Genomic DNA, 19,147 nt, shown 5'->3' on the forward strand with positions numbered 1-19,147 from the left:
CCGATGGGGTACGAGGTCTACAACCGGGTTTTCGCCACCGCGTACGCGCTGTTGGGCACGAGCGCGCTCGTCGTCGTGGCGAGTGCGCCGTTCCTGGCCGTGCTGCTGTTCACCCCGGTCGCGGTCACGTGGCCGCTGCTGGTGCTGACCGCGCCGTTCCTGGGACCGGCCGTCGCCGCCGCGCACGCGGTGTTCGCCGCCGGGACGTCCGACGTCCTCCGCGGGTTCGCGCGGGGGTGGCGGTCGCACGGCCGTCGGGCCGCGCTGGTCTCCGGTGCGGCGGCCGGCGTCGTGGTCGTGCTGGCCGTCGACGCCCGCGCCGCCTGGGGCACGCCGCTCGGGGCGGTCGCCATCCCCGTGCTGGCCGTGCTCGGCCTGCTCACCGCCGTGACGGCGCTGGTGACGCTGACGGGGCTGGTCGAGCGGCCGGACGTGCCCGTGGTGCGGCTCGCCCGCGCCTGCCTGTTCCTGGCGCTGCGCCGGGCCCACTTCAGCGCGGTGTCGCTCGTCGTGCTGTGGGTGCTCGCCGCGGCGGTGGCCGCGATGCCCGTGCCCGTCCTCGCGCTGCTCACCGGACCCGCCCTGTACGTCGTGTGGGTGGGCAGCCGCGCGACCCTGCGGCCCGTGCGCGCCGTCGAGGAACCCGAGCCCGCCGCGCGTTGAGCCGAGTTCCCTGTTCTGTCACCCGTTCTGAGGGAGAACCATGTCCGCGGAAGCAGACCGCGCCGCACCGACCACCGACCACCTGGCCGTGGCCTGGGACGCCGCCGTGGCGACCGTTCGGGGCAACATAGCCGACTTCACCGCCTGGTACCCGGACGACACCACGTCCGCGGGCGCCTACCGGCCGCGCGCACCCCGCGACGGCCACCCCGAGGGAGCCAACGTCGGCTGGACCACCGGCTTCTGGCCGGGGATGCTGTGGCTGGTCTGGGAGGCCACCGGCGACGACGCCGTGCTGGCCGCCGCGCGCCGCCAGGTCGACAACTTCGCCGACCGCGTCACGCGGGGCGTCGACCTGGACACCCACGACCTGGGCTTCCTCTACACGCTGTCCTGCGTGACGCCGTGGCGGCTGCTCGGCGACGAACGGGCCCGCGACGCCGCGCTGGCCGCCGCGGACCACCTGATGACCCGCTTCCTCGAACCGGCGGGCATCGTGCAGGCCTGGGGCGACCTGGCGAACCCGGTGCAACGCGGCCGCACGATCATCGACAGCCTGATGAACCTGCCCCTGCTGTACTGGGCCGCCGAGACGACCGGCGCGCCGGCGTTCCGCGAGGCCGCCATCCGGCACACCGAGCAGCTGCGACGCCACATCATCCGCCCGGACGGCACCACGTTCCACACGTTCTACTGGGACACCGCGACCGGGGAGCCGCTGCGCGGCGCGACCGAGCAGGGGCACCAGGACGCTTCCTGCTGGGCGCGTGGGCAGGCGTGGGGCGTCTACGGGTTCGCCCTGGGCTACCGGCACGTGCGCGAGCCTTCGTTCCTCGACGCGGCCAGGCGCTGCGCCGACTACTTCCTCACCCACCTGCCGGACGACCGGGTCGCCTACTGGGACCTCGTGTTCGGCGACGGCAGCGGCGAGGAACGGGACTCCTCGGCCGCCGCGATCGCCGTGTGCGGCCTGTACGAGCTGGCCGAGCACGTGGACGACCCGGAGGCCGCGTCGCGCTACCGCGCCGAGGCGGATGCCGTCCTGACCTCGCTCACGACCGGGTACTCCACGGCCCACGACCCCGCGTCCACGGCGCTGTTGCTGCACGGCGTGTACGACAAGCCCAAGAACGTCGGCGTCGACGAGGGCAACCTCTGGGGTGACTACTTCTACCTGGAAGCCCTGTCCCGCCGGCTGCGGTCCGACTGGCGCAGCTACTGGTGACACGGCGAGGGGGTGGGCGTCGATCAACGCCCACCCCCTCGCGGCCGGTCAGGAGGTCAGCCGGAACGTGGCGTCGGCGCGACCGGTCGCGTCGGTGATCGGGTCCAGCTTCAACTGGTAGGCGTAGTGCCGGATGTACCGGTCGGTGTGGTTGTAGGACTGGAACGACGACCACGAGGCCGACGCCAGCCCGGCGACCTGGCGGAACGTCGCGTCGGCCTTGAACGTCGAGGTGCCGTCGTCGGCCGCGAGGACGAAGTCGTAGTTGACGTGCCTCAGGTAGTAGCCGGGGTAGTTGACCGACTGGAACGACACCGTGCCGCTGCCCGCGAGACCCGGCACCACCCGGAACTGCGCGTCCTGCGCCGGGCTGACGTTCGGGTCGATGCGCACGTCGAAGTCGGCGTGGCGGACGTAGCGGTCCTGGAAGTTGTAGGACTGGATGCGGTTGACCGGCGCGCTGGTGCCCCACTTGGCCAGGACGCGGCCCTCCTCGGCCGCGGTCAGGTTGAGGATCGAACCGTGCCGCTTGCGCGTGCCGCCCAGGGCGTAGTCGGTCCGGGTGACGAAGTTGCGCGTGCTGCCGAGGTTGGTGGACGTGATCGGCATGTACCCGCGGCCGGTGGCGTACTGGTCCAGCCACAGCGCCCACTCGTTGCGCCCGTTGAACTGCATCCACATCGGACCCTCGACCACGTTGCCGCCGCCGGTGCCGTTGGAGATGCCCATGTGCGACAGGTTCCCGATGGTCGTCCACGAGCCCAGCACCGAGTTGCTGCCCTCGACGGTGATGTGGCCGTCGGCCGAGGCGCGGTAGTAGCGGTAGCCGCCCACGCTGCCCGGCGACTCGATGATCTGCGTGTCGATGATGCCCTGTCCCGCGCCGCGGTCGATGTAGAGCACCGGTGTGGTGAACGACCGGAAGTCCCGCGTGCGCGTGTAGTAGATGCGGTGCTTCTTCACGCCGTTCAGCGTCGCGTTGGTCGCCCAGTAGACGACGTAGTCACCGGTGGCGGGGTCGTGGATGGCCTCGGGAGCCCACGCGTTGCCCGCGCCGGAGATCGCGCCCGCGACGGTGAGCAGGCGTGGCGCGGACCAGGTGACCAGGTCCGTGGACTCCCACACGACCAGGGACTTGCTGCCGTTGTTGGCCGCGTCGGACCACGAGGTGCCGGACGCGATGCGCAGGTCGGTGGCGATGATCCAGTACCGGTCGCCCGCGGGGGAGCGGACGAGCGCGGGGTCGCGCACACCGCGCGTGCCGACCGTCGACAGCAGCACGGGCGCGCCGTTGTTGAGGTCGGTCCAGCGCAGGCCGTCGCGGCTGTGGGCGAGGTAGATCTGCTCGCCGCTCGCGGACTCGCCGGTGAAGTGGGCCATCAGGTAGCCGGTGAACGGCTCCAGCGCCTCGGCCCGCCGCTCGGTCGTCACCGACCAGGACGTGAACAGCAGGGCCACGGCGGCGAGGAGCGCGCCGATCCTGCGTGCGGTTGCGGTCACGGGTGATCTCCCTTGATCACGGGGTGGGGACGATCGGGGCGATGGTGCCGTCGGCGTTGAACGTCATCCGGTCGACGGTCACCTCCCGGTTGGTGCCGTTGCCGGCGGGCACGGCGAAGCGGTGGTAGGCGACGTGCCAGGTGTCGCTGGTCGGCGCCTTGACCACGGAGTGGTGGCCGGGCCCCTTGATCCCCAGCTCCAGCCGCTTCTGCAGCACCACGCCGCGCTTGGTCCACGGGCCCAGCGGTGACGGCCCGGTGGCGTACGCGATCCGGTAGTCCTCGTCGCGGGTGTCGTTCTCCGACCACATGAAGTAGTAGGTGCCGTTGCGCTTGAGCACGAACGACGCCTCGCGGTAGCCGCTGGGCGTGATGGTGCGGACCTTCGCCGGGTCGAAGGAGACCATGTCGGCGTTGAGCGGGACGACGTGCGCCGAGCCGTTGCCCCAGTACAGGTACGACTGGCCGTCGTCGTCGGTGAACACCATCGGGTCGATGGCCTGGCCGGGGTAAGCGCCCGCGCGGACCAGCGGCCGGCCCAGCGCGTCGCGGAACGGCCCGGTGGGCGAGTCCGACACCGCGACGCCCAGGTGCTTGGCCGTGTCACCGGTCGCCGCGCCGCCGCTGAAGTACAGGTAGTAGCGGCCGTTCCGGGCGACCACGGCCGGCGCCCAGGCGGAGTCGTCGGCCCACGACACGTCCGGCCCGTGGTCGAGGATCACGCCGTGGTCGGTCCAGTTCACCAGGTCGGTGGAGGAGAACGCCTTGTAGTACGGGGACGCCCAGCTCGCGTAGCCGTCGGTGGTGGGGTAGAGGTAGTAGCGGCCGTCGAAGTTCGCGATGTGCGGGTCGGCGAACAGACCGGGGACGACCGGGCCCTTGGCCGTCTTCGGCGCCCACGGCGCGGTGAGGCGGAACGAGCTGTCGGCGCGGAACCGGTCGGTGTCCTGGTAGGTGTCCAGCCACAGCTCGTAGTCGCGGTGCCGCAGCCGTCGGTCCGGGAAGTTGAACGAGGCCAACGACACCGAGCCGGTCACCGACCCGGTGACCGCGCAGAACGTCGCGTCGGCGCGGAACTGGGCCGTACCCGCGTTCGCCTCCAGGCGCACCCGGTAGTCCCGGTGCCGCAGGAACAGGCCGTTGGCCGCCTGGAAGGAGTAGCACGACGGCGAGGCCAAGCCGTTGACCACGGTGAAGGTGGCGTCCTGCTTGACCTGCGCCGTGCCACCGGACGTGACGGGGTCGAGTCGGCCCAGGTAGTCCAGGTGCCGGACGAACCGGCCCGGGTGGCTGACCGACTCCAGCGATCGCGCCCCGGTCGGCAGGGCGGCGGCCGAGGCCGCCGGGGCCGGCAGCGCGAGGGTCGAGGCGGTGACGAGCAGGGACAGCGCGACCGCGCCGGTTCGTCGTGGCATCGAGGAGCTCCGATCTTCATCGGTCGGGGCTTGGTGAGCGTTAACACCGGGCGGGCGGGTCACCCGGTGCTGGTTGTGCTGGGCCGAGTATGTGCCATGTTTGCGCTAACATCAAGGGTGCTCAGGGGTGGAGGGCTCGGGTGCCGCGGCGTGCCAGGCGAAGCCGTCCGGGTCGGTGAGAGCGCCCGCACCACCGTTGATCGTGATCCGGTGGGACCCGTCGCCCTCGGGGGAGACGCCGACGTCCTTGGCGAGGGCGCGGCGGCGGTAGAGGGCGAGCTTGATCGGGCTCGACCCCGCGGCGAACTCGACGTACGCGCGGCCGAAGCTCTTGCCGACGGCCAGGCCCTGCTCGACGTAGAACCGCTTGCTCGCGGCCACGTCCGCGACGCCCAGCAGGAGCACGACCTCGTCGACGTGCCGGGTGGCGGGTGCGGTGTCCTTCTTCGCGGAGGTCGCGATCTTCCAGGTCGTGCCGTCCGGCGCCTGCACCACACCGCCGTAGCCCCAGAACGACTTCACGGCGGGCTTCAACGTCGTGGCGCCCGCGTCGAGGGCGGAGGCGATGAGGTCGTCGACGGTGGACGGCTGGGCGACGGTGAGCGCCATCGTGAACCCGCGGAACCCGGTGGTGTGCTCCTGCGCGGCCCGGAAGCGCAGCCGGTCCCCGAGGCCGAAGGCCTTGGCGTAGAAGCGTTCCGCGGCCTCGGTGTCGGCGACGTGGATGGTGACGGAGTCGATGTGTGCCATGCCGACAACGCTAGGTCCGCCCCGGTCGCCGCTGCTTCTCGATTCCTGACCGGTCCACCGGCCACCCCCGTCACGCCGTCCCGCCGCCCGCCCGCTCGCCGACGCGCCCTTGACACCCGCATGACCTGGCTCACACACTGGGCCTCGAAGCGGTGATGTTTGCGCAAACATCGCTCTCCACCGGCTGACCGCCGCGGCCGGCTGCACCACCCGGATGCGCCAGCGCGCGGGCCCGGCCCACGCCCGGTCGCTGGTTCCTCCCGTCGTGGGCCGGACAAAGGAGTCCAGATGTCCCGCTTGTCCCCGAGGCGGTGGCGCGCGGTGCTGACCGCCGCGGTCGTCGGCCTGGCCGCCCTGCTGCTCCCCGGCGGCACGGCGCACGCCGCGCCGGTGACCGTGGACGTGGGCGTGCAGTTCACCGACACCGGCGGCAACCTCGTCCAGGCGCACGGCGGTGGCGTGATCAAGGTCGGCAACCACTACTACTGGTTCGGCGAGAACCGGCACCCGGACAACCTGTTCCGCGCCGTGTCGGTCTACCGGTCGACCGACCTGAAGACCTGGGAGTTCCGCAACCACGTCCTCACCCAGAACAGCCACGCCGAGCTGCGGACCTCCTGGGTGGAGCGGCCCAAGGTCATCTACAACGCGTCCACCGGCCAGTACGTGATGTGGATGCACTGGGAGAACGGCCAGGACTACGGCCAGGCGCGCGCCGCCGTCGCCTACTCGTCCACAGTGGACGGCAACTACACCTACCAGGGCAGCTTCCGGCCGCTGGGCCACATGTCCCGCGACATCACGCTGTTCAAGGACGACGACGGCACGGCCTACATGATCTCGGCCGCCCGGGAGAACTACGACCTGCACCTCTACCGGCTCAACGCCGATTACCGCGGCATCGCCCAGCTCGTCGGCAACCCGTGGCCCGGCGGGCACCGCGAGGCGCCGGCGCTGTTCAAGCGCAACGGCGTGTACTTCATGCTCACCTCGGGCGCCACGGGCTGGTCGCCGAACCAGGCGAAGTACGCCACCGCCACCAGCGTGTCCGGGCCGTGGAGCGCGATGCAGAACGTGGGCGACTCGACCACGTACCGCTCGCAACCGGCGTACGTGCTGCCGATCCAGGGCACCCAGGCGACGTCGTACCTCTACCTGGGCGACCGCTGGGCCGGGGCGTGGGGCGGGCCGGTCGGCGACTCCAGCTACGTCTGGCTGCCCATCGCGTTCCCGAGCAACACCTCGATGAGCCTGTCGAACGCGGGCCAGATCGTCATCGACACGGCCGCAGGCACGATCGGGACGGTAGCCCTGACGTACAACCGGATCACCGTGCGGCACTCCGGCAAGTGCCTCGACGTGGCCAACGCCGGCGGCGCGGACGGCGCGGCGCTGATGCAGTACCCGTGCGGCGGCGGGAGCAACCAGCAGTTCCGCCTGCAGGCCGCCGGCAACGGCTACCACCAGGTGATCGCGCGGCACTCGAGCAAGTGCCTCGACGTCAGCGGCGCCGGCACCGCGGACGGCGCGGCCGTGGTGCAGTGGAGCTGCGGCTCCGGCCAGAACCAGCAGTGGTCGCTGGTCGACGCCGGGTCCGGGTACCACCGGTTGGTCGCGCGGCACTCCGGCAAGTGCCTCGACCTGCCCAGCAGCTCGCAGGACAACCTGCAGTTCAAGCAGTACCCGTGCAACGGCGGGCAGAACCAGCAGTTCCAGCTCACCCGGGTCTGACCCGGACGGTGGGGGACGTCGGCGCGACCTCGCCGGCGTCCCCCGTCCGCCGGAGGTCAGCCGGCGACGGCCCGCACCCGGCGCAGCACCTCGTCCGCGCCCAGGGTGGTGGCCACGGCGTGCAGGTCGGGGCTGCGGGTGGAGCCGGTCAGCGCGAGCCGGATGATCTGCGAGGCCTCGCGGATCGACCCGCCGGCCGGGTAGGCCTCGGGGTTCTGCTTGAGGTCCTTCGGCTTGGGCGCGAACCCGTGCTTGGCGGCCAGCGTGCGGATCTGGTCGAACCACTCGCCGGAGTCCTCCAGCGGCTGGTAGGACTCGGCGAAGTCGGCGGCGAACGCGCGCACCAGCTCCGGCGCCACGCCGAGCTGGGCGAACTCCTCGCCGGTCACGTCGCGGGGCGTGAACAGCTCGGGGAAGAAGAACCCGTACGCCTCCCGGAACCCGGACCACTTGCGCAGGTCCTTGCGCGGGTTGGGCACGTCGTCGCCCCGCTCGACGGCCAGCGCCGCCAGCGCCAGGTCGCGGCGGGCGTCGAGCACCGGCACCAGCTCGGGGTCGTGCGCCACGGCCCAGGCGCGCACGGCGACGAGGATCTGCTCGCCGGTCAGCGTGGCGATGTGGTCGGCGGAGATGTCCTCCAGCTTCACCAGGTCGACCAGCGGTCCGGCCACGCCGCACTCGGCCAGCCGGATCGGCGCGTCCAGCGCCTCGGCCAGCGGCACCTCGGCCAGCCGGCCGTTGGCCAGCCCGCGCAGGTAGTACAGCACCGCCTCGGCCGGGAAGCCCTGCTCGATGTAGAAGTCCACCGAGGCCTCGGGGTCCTTGCGCTTGGACAGCTTGCGCTTGCCGCCGGGGATCTGCTTCATCAGCGGCGCGATGTGGGCGTAGCGGGGCACCTCGAAGCCCAGCGCCGCGAACAGCTGCAGGTGCAGCGGCACCGACGAGATCCACTCCTCGGCGCGGATCACCAGCGTGGTGCGCATGAGGTGGTCGTCCACGGCGTGTGCGAAGTGGTAGGTGGGCAGCCGGACGTCGTTGGCCGACGACTTGAGGATCACCACGTCGTTGCGGTTGTCCTCGTGCTCCAGCTCGCCGCGGATCACGTCGTGGAACTTCGCCCTGGCCTCGACGCCCGGCGAGCGGAACCGGACCACGTACGGCGCGCCCTCGGCCAGCTTGGCCCGCACCTCGGCGGGGTCGCGGTCGCGCCACAGCGCCCAGCCCGCGTAGTAACCGGGCGGCATCTTGGTGGCGTCCTGGCGGGCGCGGATGTCGGCCAGCTCGTCCGGGGTGGCGAAGCACGGGTACGCCTTGCCCTCGCGCAGCAGCTCGCGGACGTAGGTGAGGTAGATCGCCTCGCGCTGCGACTGGTAGTACGGGCCGTAGTCGCCGACCTCGTCGTGCTCGTCGGCGGGCAGGCCGAAGTAGGCGAAGGCGTTGGTGAACTGGGCGGCGGCGCCGTGGACCTCGCGGGCCTGGTCGGTGTCCTCGACGCGCAGCACGTACGACCCGCCGCTGCGGTGGGCGACGTCGCGGTCGATCATGGCGGCGTAGATGCCGCCGATGTGCACGAAACCGGTCGGGGAGGGGCCGAACCGGGTGACCTCGGCGCCCTCGGGCAGCCGCCGTGCCGGGTAGCGCTGTTCCCAGTGGGCCGGCTCCGGCAGGTCGGCGGGGAACAGGGCGTCGATCTCGGCGCGGTCAAGCATCGGTTTCACGGTCTCCAACAACGGGTGGGCGGAAGGGCTCTGAGGCTACCAACCGGCGGCCGGCGCGCCCGACGAAGCCGACGCCGACCGCCGGGGCCCTACTCGCCCTTGCCGAACCGGTCGTTGAACCGCGCGGCCAGGTCGCGGGTCGGGCCGGTCGGCGGCAGCGGGTGGCCCAGCGCCGTCGCGAGCACGTCGAGGTGGGTGTCCACGGTCGCCTCGATCAGCTCGGTGAGCGCGGCGGCCGCCGCGCGGGCCCGGCGCCAGGCCACCAGCGCCACGCCGACGCCGACCACCGCGGCCGGGTACCAGCGCCAGCCGAGCGCCGCGTACAGCACGCCCCAGCCGGCGAGCGTGGTCGCCGAGTGGAACCGGGTCTCGGCGGCCTGCACGGGCAGCCGCGCGGGCTCGGGCACCAGCAGCCACAGCCGCGGCCACAGCGGGCCCAGCCGCAGGCCCTGGTACTGGGCGGCGACCCGGGCGTCGAGCAGGCGGAACCGCTCGCCGATCCAGGTGGCCCGCCGGGGCCGGTAGGCGGGCACCGGGTCCACCCCCGCCCTGGCCGCGGCCCGGTCGAACCACCACCCGCGCACCGCCACCACCGGCCGCGCGAGCCACGCGGCCGGTCCGCGCCACGGGCGCACCCACACCACCCGCGCCAGCCCGCCCAGCGCCTGCGCGGCGAACGCGGCAGCCGCCGCGCCGAGCAGCAGGCCCACGGCGGCGACCGCGACCGGCAGCCGGGGGAACGCCGCGACGACGTCGTTGCCGACCCGCACGACGTCCCACGCGTGCCGGTGGCCGAGCCGGACCGCGCAGAGAACCGCGGCGACGAACAACGCGCCGGGCAGCACCAGCGTGGTGACCCACCGCTCGGCGAGCTTGCCGCCCAGCGTCTGCAGGAACGGGTTCACCGCGGCGACCCGGTGGGCAGCATCGGCTCGTCGTCGAACAACGCGCACACCGGCGGGCGGCCCTCGTCGTCACGGCGGTCGTGCCGTCCGCAGACCCCGCGCGGGCAGCGGTACTCGCCGCGACCGGTGCTCGGCGGGCGCGGCCCGCGCGGGTCGGGGTAGGCGCCGGCGACGCCCGGCGGGTCGCCGATGCCCCGGACCGCGCCGTCGGTGTCCGCGCCGGGTACGAGGTCGAACCGCCGGCACGCGTCGAGCGCCGACCCGCCGTCCCGGACCAGGGCCGCGGTGCGCTCGAGCCGCTCCGACCAGCGGCCCGCGGCGGCGGCGCGGCGCAACCCGGGCAGCATCAAGCACCACAGGACCAACGCCTGCCCTTCGTCCAAATCCACCGCCACGCCGCCCTCCTTGTGTCACGCTGGGTGTCGGTTCGAACCGTAACGGGTGAGCACACGAGGTCGGTGGACATGCGGGACGTCATCCCCCTGCACGAACGCGTCGCGCGGTGCGGGCAGACCGGGGATCCCACCGACGTGCTCGGCCCGGACGCCCTGGTGCAGGCCGCCCGACTGGCGCTGCCCGCGATCGGCGGGGACGTCCCGACCGAGACCCTGACGACCCTGGCGTCGCTGCACTGGATCCGCGGCAACGCCCTGCGGCCGGAGATCGCGGGGACCGACCTCGACGCCTGCCTGACCCTCTACGGCCCGCTCGCCTCGGTGGCACCGGACGTCGTGCCGCCGCCGGTGCGCCAGTGGCGCGCGGAGAACCCCGACGCGCCGGTGCTGTCGCCGGGCGACGTCGGCGGCTTCTACGCGACCGTGGTCGCCCGGGCGGCCTTGACGACCGGGCACCCGGAGCTGGTCGACCTCGGGGTGCGGGCGTGCCGGGCCGCCTGCGGTGTGGTGGCGGACGACGACCTCACCGTGCACCGGTTCAACCTGCTGGTCCTGCTGTGCGTGCGGCACGAGCGCGGCGGCGCGGTGGCCGACCTGGACGAGGCCGTGGCGGTGGGCCGGGCCGCCCTGGAGCCCGCCGACCACTGGCTGGCCGGCGCCGCGGCGCTCAACCTCGGCGTGGCGCTGCACACGCGGTTCCAGGTGCTGGGGCGGGACGCGGACCTGGAGGAGGCCACCGGGCGGTTGCGCCCGGCGCGGTCCGCGCCGATGGAGGACGACGAACGGCTCAGGTACCTGTTCGCCCTGGGCACCTCGCTGGCGCTGCGCGGTGAGCGCGGCGGCCCGGTCGCCGAGCTGGACGAGTGCGTGGAGGTCGCCCGCGAGGTGCTGGCCGCGTGCCCAGAGGAGCACCCCGACCGGGTCGTCGCGCACCTGCTGCTGGCGGAGGCGCTCAAGATCAGGTTCGTCCGCACCGGGGAGACCGCCGACGTCGCGGACATCGACGAGAGCCTCCGGCACACGGAGGCGGTGCTGTCGGCCGGCGACCCGGCCGACGTCACCCCGTTGCTCAAGCACGTCGGCGCGCTGGTGATCCGGCTGCTGCACGCCCGGGCCTACGGCACGCCCGACGAGGACGACCTGGCCGAGGCGGCGAGGCTGTGCGCCATCGCCGACGCCGCCGTGCCCGAGGGTCACCCGGTGCGGCACGAGGTGGACCACGCGCTGGGGCTCGTCCGACGCGCCGCGCGGGACGACTTCGCGGCGGCCGAGCGGGCGGCCCGTGCCGCGGTGTCCGCGCCGACCGCGGAACCGGCCCAGCGCGTCGCCGCCGTGTTCGCCCTGGCCGACGTGCTCACCGCGCGGTACGGGGAGACCGGCGACACCGCGCTGCTCCAGGAGGCGACGCGGCTGCTGCGCGAGACCGTGGCGGACGCGGACCACCACGTGCTGATGGCCGCCCGGCTCAAGCTGGCCGAGGTGACGCGGGAGTGGTTCCGGCTCTCCGGCGCCCCGCGCGACCTGGACGCGGCGGTCGACGCGGCGCGGGAGGCCGTCCGCACCGGCATCCCCGACCAGGTGTTGCGCGCCGAGCACCTGTGGCACCACGCGAACCTGCTGGGGCACCGGTTCGACCGCGACGGTCGGCTCGGCGACCTGGACGAGCGGATCGCGGTCCTGCGCTCGCTCCTGCCGCTGGTCACCGACGACGCCGACCGCGCGGGCTTCCTGCACGACCTCGCGTCGGCCCACACGACGCGGTTCAACGTCACCGGGGGACCGGCCGACCTCGACCGCGCGGTGGACGCGGTGGACCGGGCCGCCGCGCTGCTGCCCGCCGACCACCCCCGGACGCCGCACGTGCGCACGACCGGTGCGCTGGTCCGGCAGCTGCGGTTCACGGCCGCGGGCGACCCGGCCGACGTCGACGAGGCGGTCCGCCTCGCCCGCGCGGCCGTGGCGGGCACGCCGGCCGACGACCCGCACCGGCCCCACGCGCTGAACGCCCTGGCCGGCGCGCTCGGGTCGGCGGCGCGGGTGGCGCGGGACCCGGCGGCCCTGACCGAGGCCATCTCGACCTGCCGCGAGGCGATCGCGGTGGCCGGCGCACCCGCCGTGCCCGCGACCCTCACGATGAGCGAGCTGCTGGTCGAGCGCTACCTGCGCACCGGGTCCGCCGCGGACCTGGCGCCGGCCACCGCGGCGCTGCGGCAGGTGCTGCCCGCGACGACGGGCCACGAGCGCGGTCTGGTGCTCAACAACCTGGCCCTGGCGCTGCACCAGCAGGTGCAGCACCTGGGGACGTCCGCGGACCTGGAGGAGGCGGTCGAGGAGACGTTGCGGGCAGCCGACCAGGTGCTGCCCGAACTCCAGCCGGGGCACGTCGACCGGTTGGCGCTGACCGCGAAGGCGGCCGCCCTGCGCGCCGGCCGGTACGAGCTGCGGCGCGACCGGGTCGACATCGACCGGGCGATCACCGCCCTGCGGGCCGCCGTCGCGGACGCGGGAGGCGCCCATCCCGCGCTGACCGAGTGCCGGTTGCACCTGGGGCTGTCCCTGACGCTGCGCTTCCTGCACCACGCCGAGGTCGCCGACGTGGAGGAGGCGGTCGAGGTGCTGCGCGAGGGGATGGCCGAGGCAGGGCCGGGCGACCTGCGCGAGGCGTTGCGACCCCAGTTGGCGCTCGCGCTGCTGGCCCGCGCCCAGTGGTCCCCGTCCCCGGAGGCGCGGGACGAGGCCGTCGGGCTGCTGAGGGACGCCGGCGACGCCTTCGCGCCCGGCACGTCGGGTCACCTCGCGGCCCGCCTGCACCTGGGACGCGCGTTGCAGTTGCGCTACAACGAGACCGGCGATCCCGCCGCGCTCGTGGAAGCGGTCGAGGTCGCCCGGTCCGCCCTGCGCGCCACCGGACCGGACCACGCCCAGCACAGCACGCTGCTCGTGCTGCTCGGCACGGTGCTCACCCAGTTGTTCGAGCGGACGGACGACCTCGCCGCCCTGGACGAGGCGATCGACGCGCACCGCCGTGCCACCGCCGCGGTGTCCACCGGCGACGGCGCGCGGGCCGTCGCCCTGTCCGAGCTGGCGAACTCGCTGCGCGTCCGGTACGTCCGCCGCGCCGACCCGGGTGACCTGGCCGAGGCCGTCGAGGCGGCCCGGCGCGCACTGGAGCTGCCGGGGTTGCAGCCGGCCGAACGGGCGTCGACCGCGATGGCGCTGGGCACCACGCTGCTGGTCCGCGGCCAGCACACCGGTGACCTCGCCGACCTCGCCGCGGCGGTCGACCTCGGCCGCGACGCCGTCGCCGACCTGCCCGCCGGGCACTTCCTCGTGCCGCTGCACCTGATGGCGCTCGGCACGGCCCTGTGGGCCCGGTACGAGCGGACCGGCGCCATCGCCGACCTGCACGAGTCGATCGACGTGATGGGTGCGGCGGCGGACCGCGGCGGTGGCGCGCAGCGGTCCCTGATGCTGACCAACCTCGCCAACGCGCTGTGCGCCCGGGCGCGTCACCTGGGTTCCACGGCGGACCTGGACGCGGCGGTGGACACCGCCCGCGCCGCGGTCGACGCCGCGTCCGAGGCGACGGCCACCACGTGCCTGCTCAACTTCGCGGTCGCCCTGCAGATCCGCTACCTCGAACGCCGGCGCGTCGCCGACCTGGACGCCGCGGTCGAGGCCGCGTCGACGGCGGTGGAGCGCTGCCCGGCGGACCACCAGCACCGGGCGCAGCTGCTGTCGAGCCTGGCCATGATGCGGTACAACCGGGACCAGGTGCGGCCGGGCGGCGCCGACCTGGACCAGGCCGTGGCCCTGCTGCGCGAAGCGGTGGCGATCACCGACCCGGCGCACGCCTCCCTCGCCATGCACCGGCTCAACCTGGCGTCGGTGCTGCGGGCCCGCTACGACCGCCGCGGCCAGGAGGACGACGCGACCGAAGGGGTCGAGCAGAGCCGCCGCGCCGCCGCCGCGATCCCGGAGGACGACCCCCGACGCGCGGTGGTGTGGTTGAACCTCGGTCTGCTGCTGGGTCTGCGGCACGACCGCCACCGCGTCCCGGCCGACTACGACGAGGCCGTGGCGGCCTGCCGCACCGCCGCCGGCGCCCGTTCCGCCACGCCGGTGATGCGGTCGTCCGCCGCGCTGACGTGGGCGTTCCTGGCCGCCCGGCACGCGGACTGGTCGACCGCGGTCGAGGCGTTCGGGGTGGCCGCGGCCCTGCTGCCGCAGGCGGCCTGGCACGGCGTCGAGCGCGGCGCCCGGGAACGGCGGCTGGACCGCTGGGAGGGCGTGGCCACGGCGGGCGCGGCGGCCGCGGTGGAGGCGGGCGAGGTGGACCTGGCCGTGGAGCTGCTCGAACAGGGCCGTTCGGTGCTGTGGTCGCAGGCGTTGCAGACCCGCGACGACGCGTCGGTGCTGCGGGAGCGGGACCCGGCGCTGCACGACCGGATGCGCAGCGTGGCGGCCGAGATGGCGGTGGCGGCGGTCGACACGCCGGACGTCCTCACGCCGACGCCGCCCGCCGGTTCGCCGGCCGACGCCGCCCGGCTCGACCAGGACCGCCGCATCCGGCTGGCCGAGGAGTGGGACCGGCTGCTCGCCCGGGCACGGGCGTTGCCCGGCCTGGAGCACCTGTTGCGCGTGCCGCCCCTGGCCGCCCTGCGCGACGGCCTGCCGGACGGGCCGGTGGTGCTGGTCAACGTGCACGACGCGCGGTGCGACGCGCTGGTGGTCCGGCGCGACGGGCCGGTGGAGCACGTCGGGCTGCCCGACCTGACCGCGGCCGAGATCGGCGACCGGGCCACCGCGTACCTGCGCGCGTTGCAGGTGCTCGGCCGGCCGGCGGTGCCCGGGGACCTGACCCGCACGAGCGCCAAGCAGGCCCTGCACGTGACGCTGGAGTGGCTGTGGGACACCGTCGCCGGTCCGGTGCTGGACCACCTCGGTCTGGCCGACGGCGAACGGTTGTGGTGGTGCCCCACCGGGCTGCTGACCCTGCTGCCGCTGCACGCCGCCGGCTACCACGACCCGGCCGACACCCCGGCCGGGCGGACCGTGCTCGACCGCGTCGTCTCGTCCTACACCCCGACGCTGCGCGCCCTCGCCCGCGCGCGCAAGGCCGACCCGCCGGCCACGGCGGACCGGCGGCTGCTCGCGGTGAGCCTGCCGGAGACCCCGGCCGGCGGCGTGGCGTTGAGCCCGTTGCCCGGCGCCCGCGCGGAGGCCGGGTTCTTCGAACGCGCGATGCCCGGGTCGCACACGCTGCGCCTCGGCGAGGAAGCCACGCACGCCACCGTCACCGCGGACCTGCGGACGCACGCCTACGCGCACTTCGCCTGCCACGGCGGACAGGACCTCGACGACCCGTCCACGGGCGCGCTGTACCTCTGGGACAAGCCGCTCACCGTGCTCGACGTCGCAGGCCTCGACCTCGGGCACGCCGAGCTGGCGTACCTGTCGGCCTGCCACACCGCCGTCGGCGGCACGACCCTGCCCGACGAGGCCATCCACCTCGCGGCGGCGCTGCAGCTCGCGGGCTACCGGCACGTGATCGCGACCCTGTGGACGGTCACCGACCGCACCGCGGTCGACGTGGCGACGTCGGTCTACACCGCCCTGCTCGACGGCTCCGGCCTGGACCTCGGCGACACCGCCCGCGTGCTGCACCGGACCGTGCGGGCGCTGCGCGACGCCGCCCCGCGCGACCCGACGCGGTGGGCGCCGTACATCCACGCGGGAGCATGACGACGACGAGCGCGTTGCGGCAACCGGGTGACGTGCCGACGACGTGGTAACCCTTTCCGAGAGACGCGTCGATACGCGGGCAGCACACACCCTGAACGGAGAGCACTGTGGCGTCCAGCGAGAAGGCGTTGCCCGACGACGGCTTACCCGGGTTGTTCCACGTGGCCGACGCCATGTCCCTGCGGGGCCAGCGGGACTACCTCAGCGCGTTGCGCGCACGGCTCGTCCTGGCCGTCCTGGCGGCGGTGTGCGGGGTGTTCGCGATCAAGGTCGGACGCGTCGACGTCGCGGCCGTGGGCACCGGCGTCGCGCTCCTGGTCATGCTGCTGGTCGAGCAGCACTTCCGCGGCAGCTCACCGGAGACCAAGTGGTACGACGGCCGCGCGCTGGCCGAGTCCGCGAAGAGCATGGGCTGGCGCTTCGCCGTCGGCGGCGCCCCGTTCCCGCTCGGCGAGGACGAGCGCGAGGCCGAGCTGCGGTTCATCCAGCAGATGGGCGCGCTGCTCAAGGACGGGCCCAACAGCGGCATCAGGCCGCCCGACCGCCCCACGATCAGCCCGGCCATGCGCGCGCTGCGCCGGGCGGACCTGGCCACGCGCAAGCGGACCTACGTCGCCGACCGCGTCAACGACCAGCAGACGTGGTACGCGGGCAAGGCGGTGACCAACGAACGCCGGGCCCGCCTGTCGCAGCGGGTGCTGTACGCGTTCGCCTTCGGCGGCATCATCGCCGCCTTCGCCCGGGCGTTCGGCTACATCGGGTTCGACCTGGCCGGTGTCGCGGCCGCGCTGATCGCGGCGGGCGCGGCCTGGGCGGGCACCAAGCAGTACTCCACCCTGGCCCGTGCCTACGCCTACGCCTCCACCGAGCTGGGCATCGTCAAGGACCGGTTCGAGCTCGTGGTGGACGAGACGACGTGGGCCGCGGAGGTCGCCGACGCGGAGGAGGCCATCAGCCGCGAGCACACCATGTGGCGCGCCTCCCGCACGCGGGCCACGTCCTGACGCGGGCTCACCGGCCGAGGTGGCCGCGGGCCACCCGGGTCGTCGGGTGGTCCGGCCCGAGCACGCGGGTGCTCCGGTCCAGCGCGTCCTGGCTGAGCCGCCTCGCCTCCCCGCGTTCGCCCAGCTCCCACAGGCCGTGCGCCAGGTTGACCGCCGAGACGAGCGTGTCCGGGTGGTCGTCGCCCAGCAGGCGCCGCCGGTCGGCCAGGGTCCTCTCGTCCAACGCCCGCGCCGCCGCGTGCTCGCCCACGCCCCGCAGGTCGGCCGCCAGGTTGTTGGCCACCACCAACGTGTGCGGGTGCACGTCGGACAGCAGCTCCGAGCACAGGTCGTGGGCCCGCCGCCGCAACGGCAGCGCCTGCTCGGGCTCACCCCGCCGGTTCAGGTGGGTGGCCGTGCGGTCGAGCAGCCAGGCGATGTCGTTCCGGACCAGCCGCAGGTCCCGGTCGGGGTCGGTGACGGTCAGCACGTGCGGGAGCAGCGGCCCCCACACCGCCGGGTCGTCGTCCTGGCTCTGCGGCACCGCCGCGCACAGGAGCAGCACGGCGGTGGTCGGCCAACCCAGCAGCGGCCCGGCGGTGCCGTCGGCCCGCGCCCGCAGCAGCGTCGCGGGCACGGTGTGCAGCCGCACGCTGTCCGGCTCCGGCTGCACCATCGCCTGGCGGCGCAGCTCCGCCAGGGTCGCCCGGAGCAGCAGGGGGTCGGCCGCGATGTCGGCCAGCGGCACGGGCAGCAGGTCGTGGTGCCGGGCGAACAACGTCAGCGGCACGGGCTCGGGCGCCAGCCAGGCGATCAGCGTGAGCAGTTGGAACGCGGCGACGTCCTTGTCCGCGAGCCGGTCGAACGCCTCGGACCACGACGCGGCGACGGACGTCGGGTAGCCGCCGACGCCCTTGCCGGCGCCCAGCGCCTTGTCCGCCTCCACCCGCAACCGGGACAGGTAGCCGGCCGCGTCCAGCGTGGTGTCGGCCAGCAGCGCCGCCGCCTGGTCGACCGCCAGCGGCAGGTCGCCCAACGCCTCGGCGACCCGGCCCGCGTCCGCCTCGTCCAGGTGGTGGGCCATGGCGCGCAGCAGTGTCACGGACTCGGCCCGGGTGAACGGCGCCACCGGCACGGAGGCGGCGAGGTCGTGCCAGTCCGGGTTGCGGGTGGTGACGACCACGTGCCCCGCGCCGCCGGGCAGCAACCCGCGCAACGCCGCCGGGTCGTCGGCGCTGTCGAACACCAGCAGCCACCGGCCCTGCGCGCGCAACGTGCCCGATAATCGGGCCGCCGCGGCGGCCGCGCTGTCCGACGGCCCGGCCACCCGCAACGCCCGCGCCAGCTCCGCCAGGTGGTTCACCACCAGCTCGGGCGCGCCGGCGGGCACCCACCAGGCGACGTCGTACTCCGCGGCGAACCGCTGCGCGTACTCCAGCGCGGTCGTCGTCTTGCCCACGCCGCTCATGCCGAGCAGGGTGACGCACCGGGTGCGGGTCAGCTCCCGCCGCAGCCGGGCCAGCAGGTCGTCGCGGCCGGTGAAGCGGGACAGCGGAGCGGGCAGGTTCCACAACCGCGTGCCCGCGGTGCCCGCGCGGTCGGCGTCCAGCTCGGTCAGCGCGTGGTGGACCGCGGTCTCGGCCTGAGCCGGCGACGACACCGCGGCGATCGTGCCTTCGTCGGCCAGCCGGGCCCGGAACCGGTCCTGGCGCGAGCCGTGCTCGCGGTCCAGGAACAGCCGCGCGGGCCCCTCCGCGTCCTGGTCCAGCAGGAACACCAGCCGGGGGAGGCCCGCCTCGCCCGCGACCTCGTACTCCAGCTCCGTGTAGGACAGCTCGGGCCGGTCCCGCACCGGCGACCCGTACCGGAACCCGGCCAGCAGCACGTAGACGTCCGCCCTGAGCACCGCCTCACGGCACACCTGCGCGGGCTCCTCCTCCCGCGCGGCGAAGTACGCCATGTCGATCACCGCGTCGCCGGCGCGGCTGACCGCGGACTCGACGGCGTCCACGAACGACCGGCCGGCGGGCAGCTCGCGCAGTTCCGAGGTGTGGCTGATGAAGACACGTCGAGGCGGTCGCGCTCGGTCCACGTGATCAGCATCGCACGGGGCGCGGA

General features: G+C 74.3%; 12 protein-coding genes. 5 read left to right on the plus strand and 7 right to left on the minus strand.

Going from position 1 to position 19,147, the window contains the following annotated elements; all coding sequences use genetic code 11:
- Positions 1–3 precede the first annotated feature (3 nt).
- Together FHX81_RS36990 and FHX81_RS36995 are read left to right on the plus strand one after the other, a co-directional pair.
- Positions 4–663, plus strand: a complete 660-nt coding sequence (locus FHX81_RS36990; RefSeq protein WP_141983111.1) for a hypothetical protein — start codon at positions 4–6, stop codon at positions 661–663.
- 40 nt (positions 664–703) lie between these two features.
- On the plus strand, positions 704–1,888 hold the full coding sequence (locus tag FHX81_RS36995; protein WP_141983112.1) for a glycoside hydrolase family 88 protein: 1,185 nt from the start codon (positions 704–706) through the stop codon (positions 1,886–1,888).
- A gap of 48 nt (positions 1,889–1,936) precedes the next feature.
- On the opposite strand, the gene FHX81_RS37000 is transcribed toward FHX81_RS36995, so the two are convergent.
- The 3 genes from FHX81_RS37000 to FHX81_RS37010 form a co-directional block, all read right to left on the minus strand.
- Positions 1,937–3,388: a glycoside hydrolase family 43 protein gene (locus tag FHX81_RS37000; RefSeq protein WP_141983113.1), complete on the minus strand. Its 1,452-nt coding sequence runs from the start codon at positions 3,386–3,388 to the stop codon at positions 1,937–1,939.
- Positions 3,389–3,404: 16 nt separating this feature from the next.
- Positions 3,405–4,802, minus strand: coding sequence for a family 43 glycosylhydrolase (locus tag FHX81_RS37005; RefSeq protein ID WP_211363667.1), 1,398 nt, complete (start codon positions 4,800–4,802; stop codon positions 3,405–3,407).
- A 111-nt stretch (positions 4,803–4,913) separates the two neighbouring features.
- A complete protein-coding gene (locus FHX81_RS37010) occupies positions 4,914–5,552 on the minus strand; it encodes a VOC family protein (protein WP_141983114.1) in 639 nt (212 codons plus the stop codon).
- Between the two features lie 288 nt (positions 5,553–5,840).
- Between FHX81_RS37010 and FHX81_RS37015 the strand changes: the two genes are divergently transcribed.
- Entirely contained in the window at positions 5,841–7,283 is a 1,443-nt protein-coding gene (locus tag FHX81_RS37015; RefSeq protein ID WP_141983115.1) for an RICIN domain-containing protein, read from the plus strand.
- Positions 7,284–7,339: 56 nt separating this feature from the next.
- Here FHX81_RS37015 and FHX81_RS37020 read toward each other — a convergent pair whose 3' ends face one another.
- The 3 genes from FHX81_RS37020 to FHX81_RS37030 all read right to left on the minus strand — a co-directional run bounded on the left by FHX81_RS37020 (position 7,340) and on the right by FHX81_RS37030 (position 10,301).
- Positions 7,340–8,992 (minus strand): glutamate--tRNA ligase, encoded by a 1,653-nt coding sequence (locus FHX81_RS37020; RefSeq protein WP_141983116.1) that lies wholly within the window; start codon positions 8,990–8,992, stop codon positions 7,340–7,342.
- Positions 8,993–9,090: 98 nt separating this feature from the next.
- Positions 9,091–9,906, minus strand: a complete 816-nt coding sequence (locus FHX81_RS37025) for a hypothetical protein (protein WP_141983117.1) — start codon at positions 9,904–9,906, stop codon at positions 9,091–9,093.
- Positions 9,903–10,301, minus strand: coding sequence for a hypothetical protein (locus FHX81_RS37030; RefSeq protein WP_141983118.1), 399 nt, complete (start codon positions 10,299–10,301; stop codon positions 9,903–9,905). The genes FHX81_RS37025 and FHX81_RS37030 overlap by 4 nt, the downstream gene beginning before the upstream one ends.
- 69 nt (positions 10,302–10,370) lie before the next feature.
- Between FHX81_RS37030 and FHX81_RS37035 the strand changes: the two genes are divergently transcribed.
- The gene (locus FHX81_RS37035; protein WP_141983119.1) at positions 10,371–16,046 is read left to right on the plus strand and encodes a CHAT domain-containing protein; all 5,676 of its coding nucleotides are present in this window, start codon (positions 10,371–10,373) and stop codon (positions 16,044–16,046) included.
- A gap of 107 nt (positions 16,047–16,153) precedes the next feature.
- Positions 16,154–17,050 (plus strand): DUF4231 domain-containing protein, encoded by an 897-nt coding sequence (locus FHX81_RS37040; protein WP_141983120.1) that lies wholly within the window; start codon positions 16,154–16,156, stop codon positions 17,048–17,050.
- Between the two features lie 7 nt (positions 17,051–17,057).
- Here the strand turns inward: FHX81_RS37040 and fxsT are convergent, their stop codons facing one another.
- Positions 17,058–19,121, minus strand: coding sequence for an FxSxx-COOH system tetratricopeptide repeat protein (gene fxsT, locus FHX81_RS37045; protein ID WP_141983121.1), 2,064 nt, complete (start codon positions 19,119–19,121; stop codon positions 17,058–17,060).
- Between the last annotated feature and the right edge of the window lie 26 nt (positions 19,122–19,147).

Origin of the sequence: Saccharothrix saharensis (genome assembly GCF_006716745.1) — a bacterium.
GTDB classification, from domain to species: Bacteria; Actinomycetota; Actinomycetes; order Mycobacteriales; family Pseudonocardiaceae; genus Actinosynnema; species Actinosynnema saharense.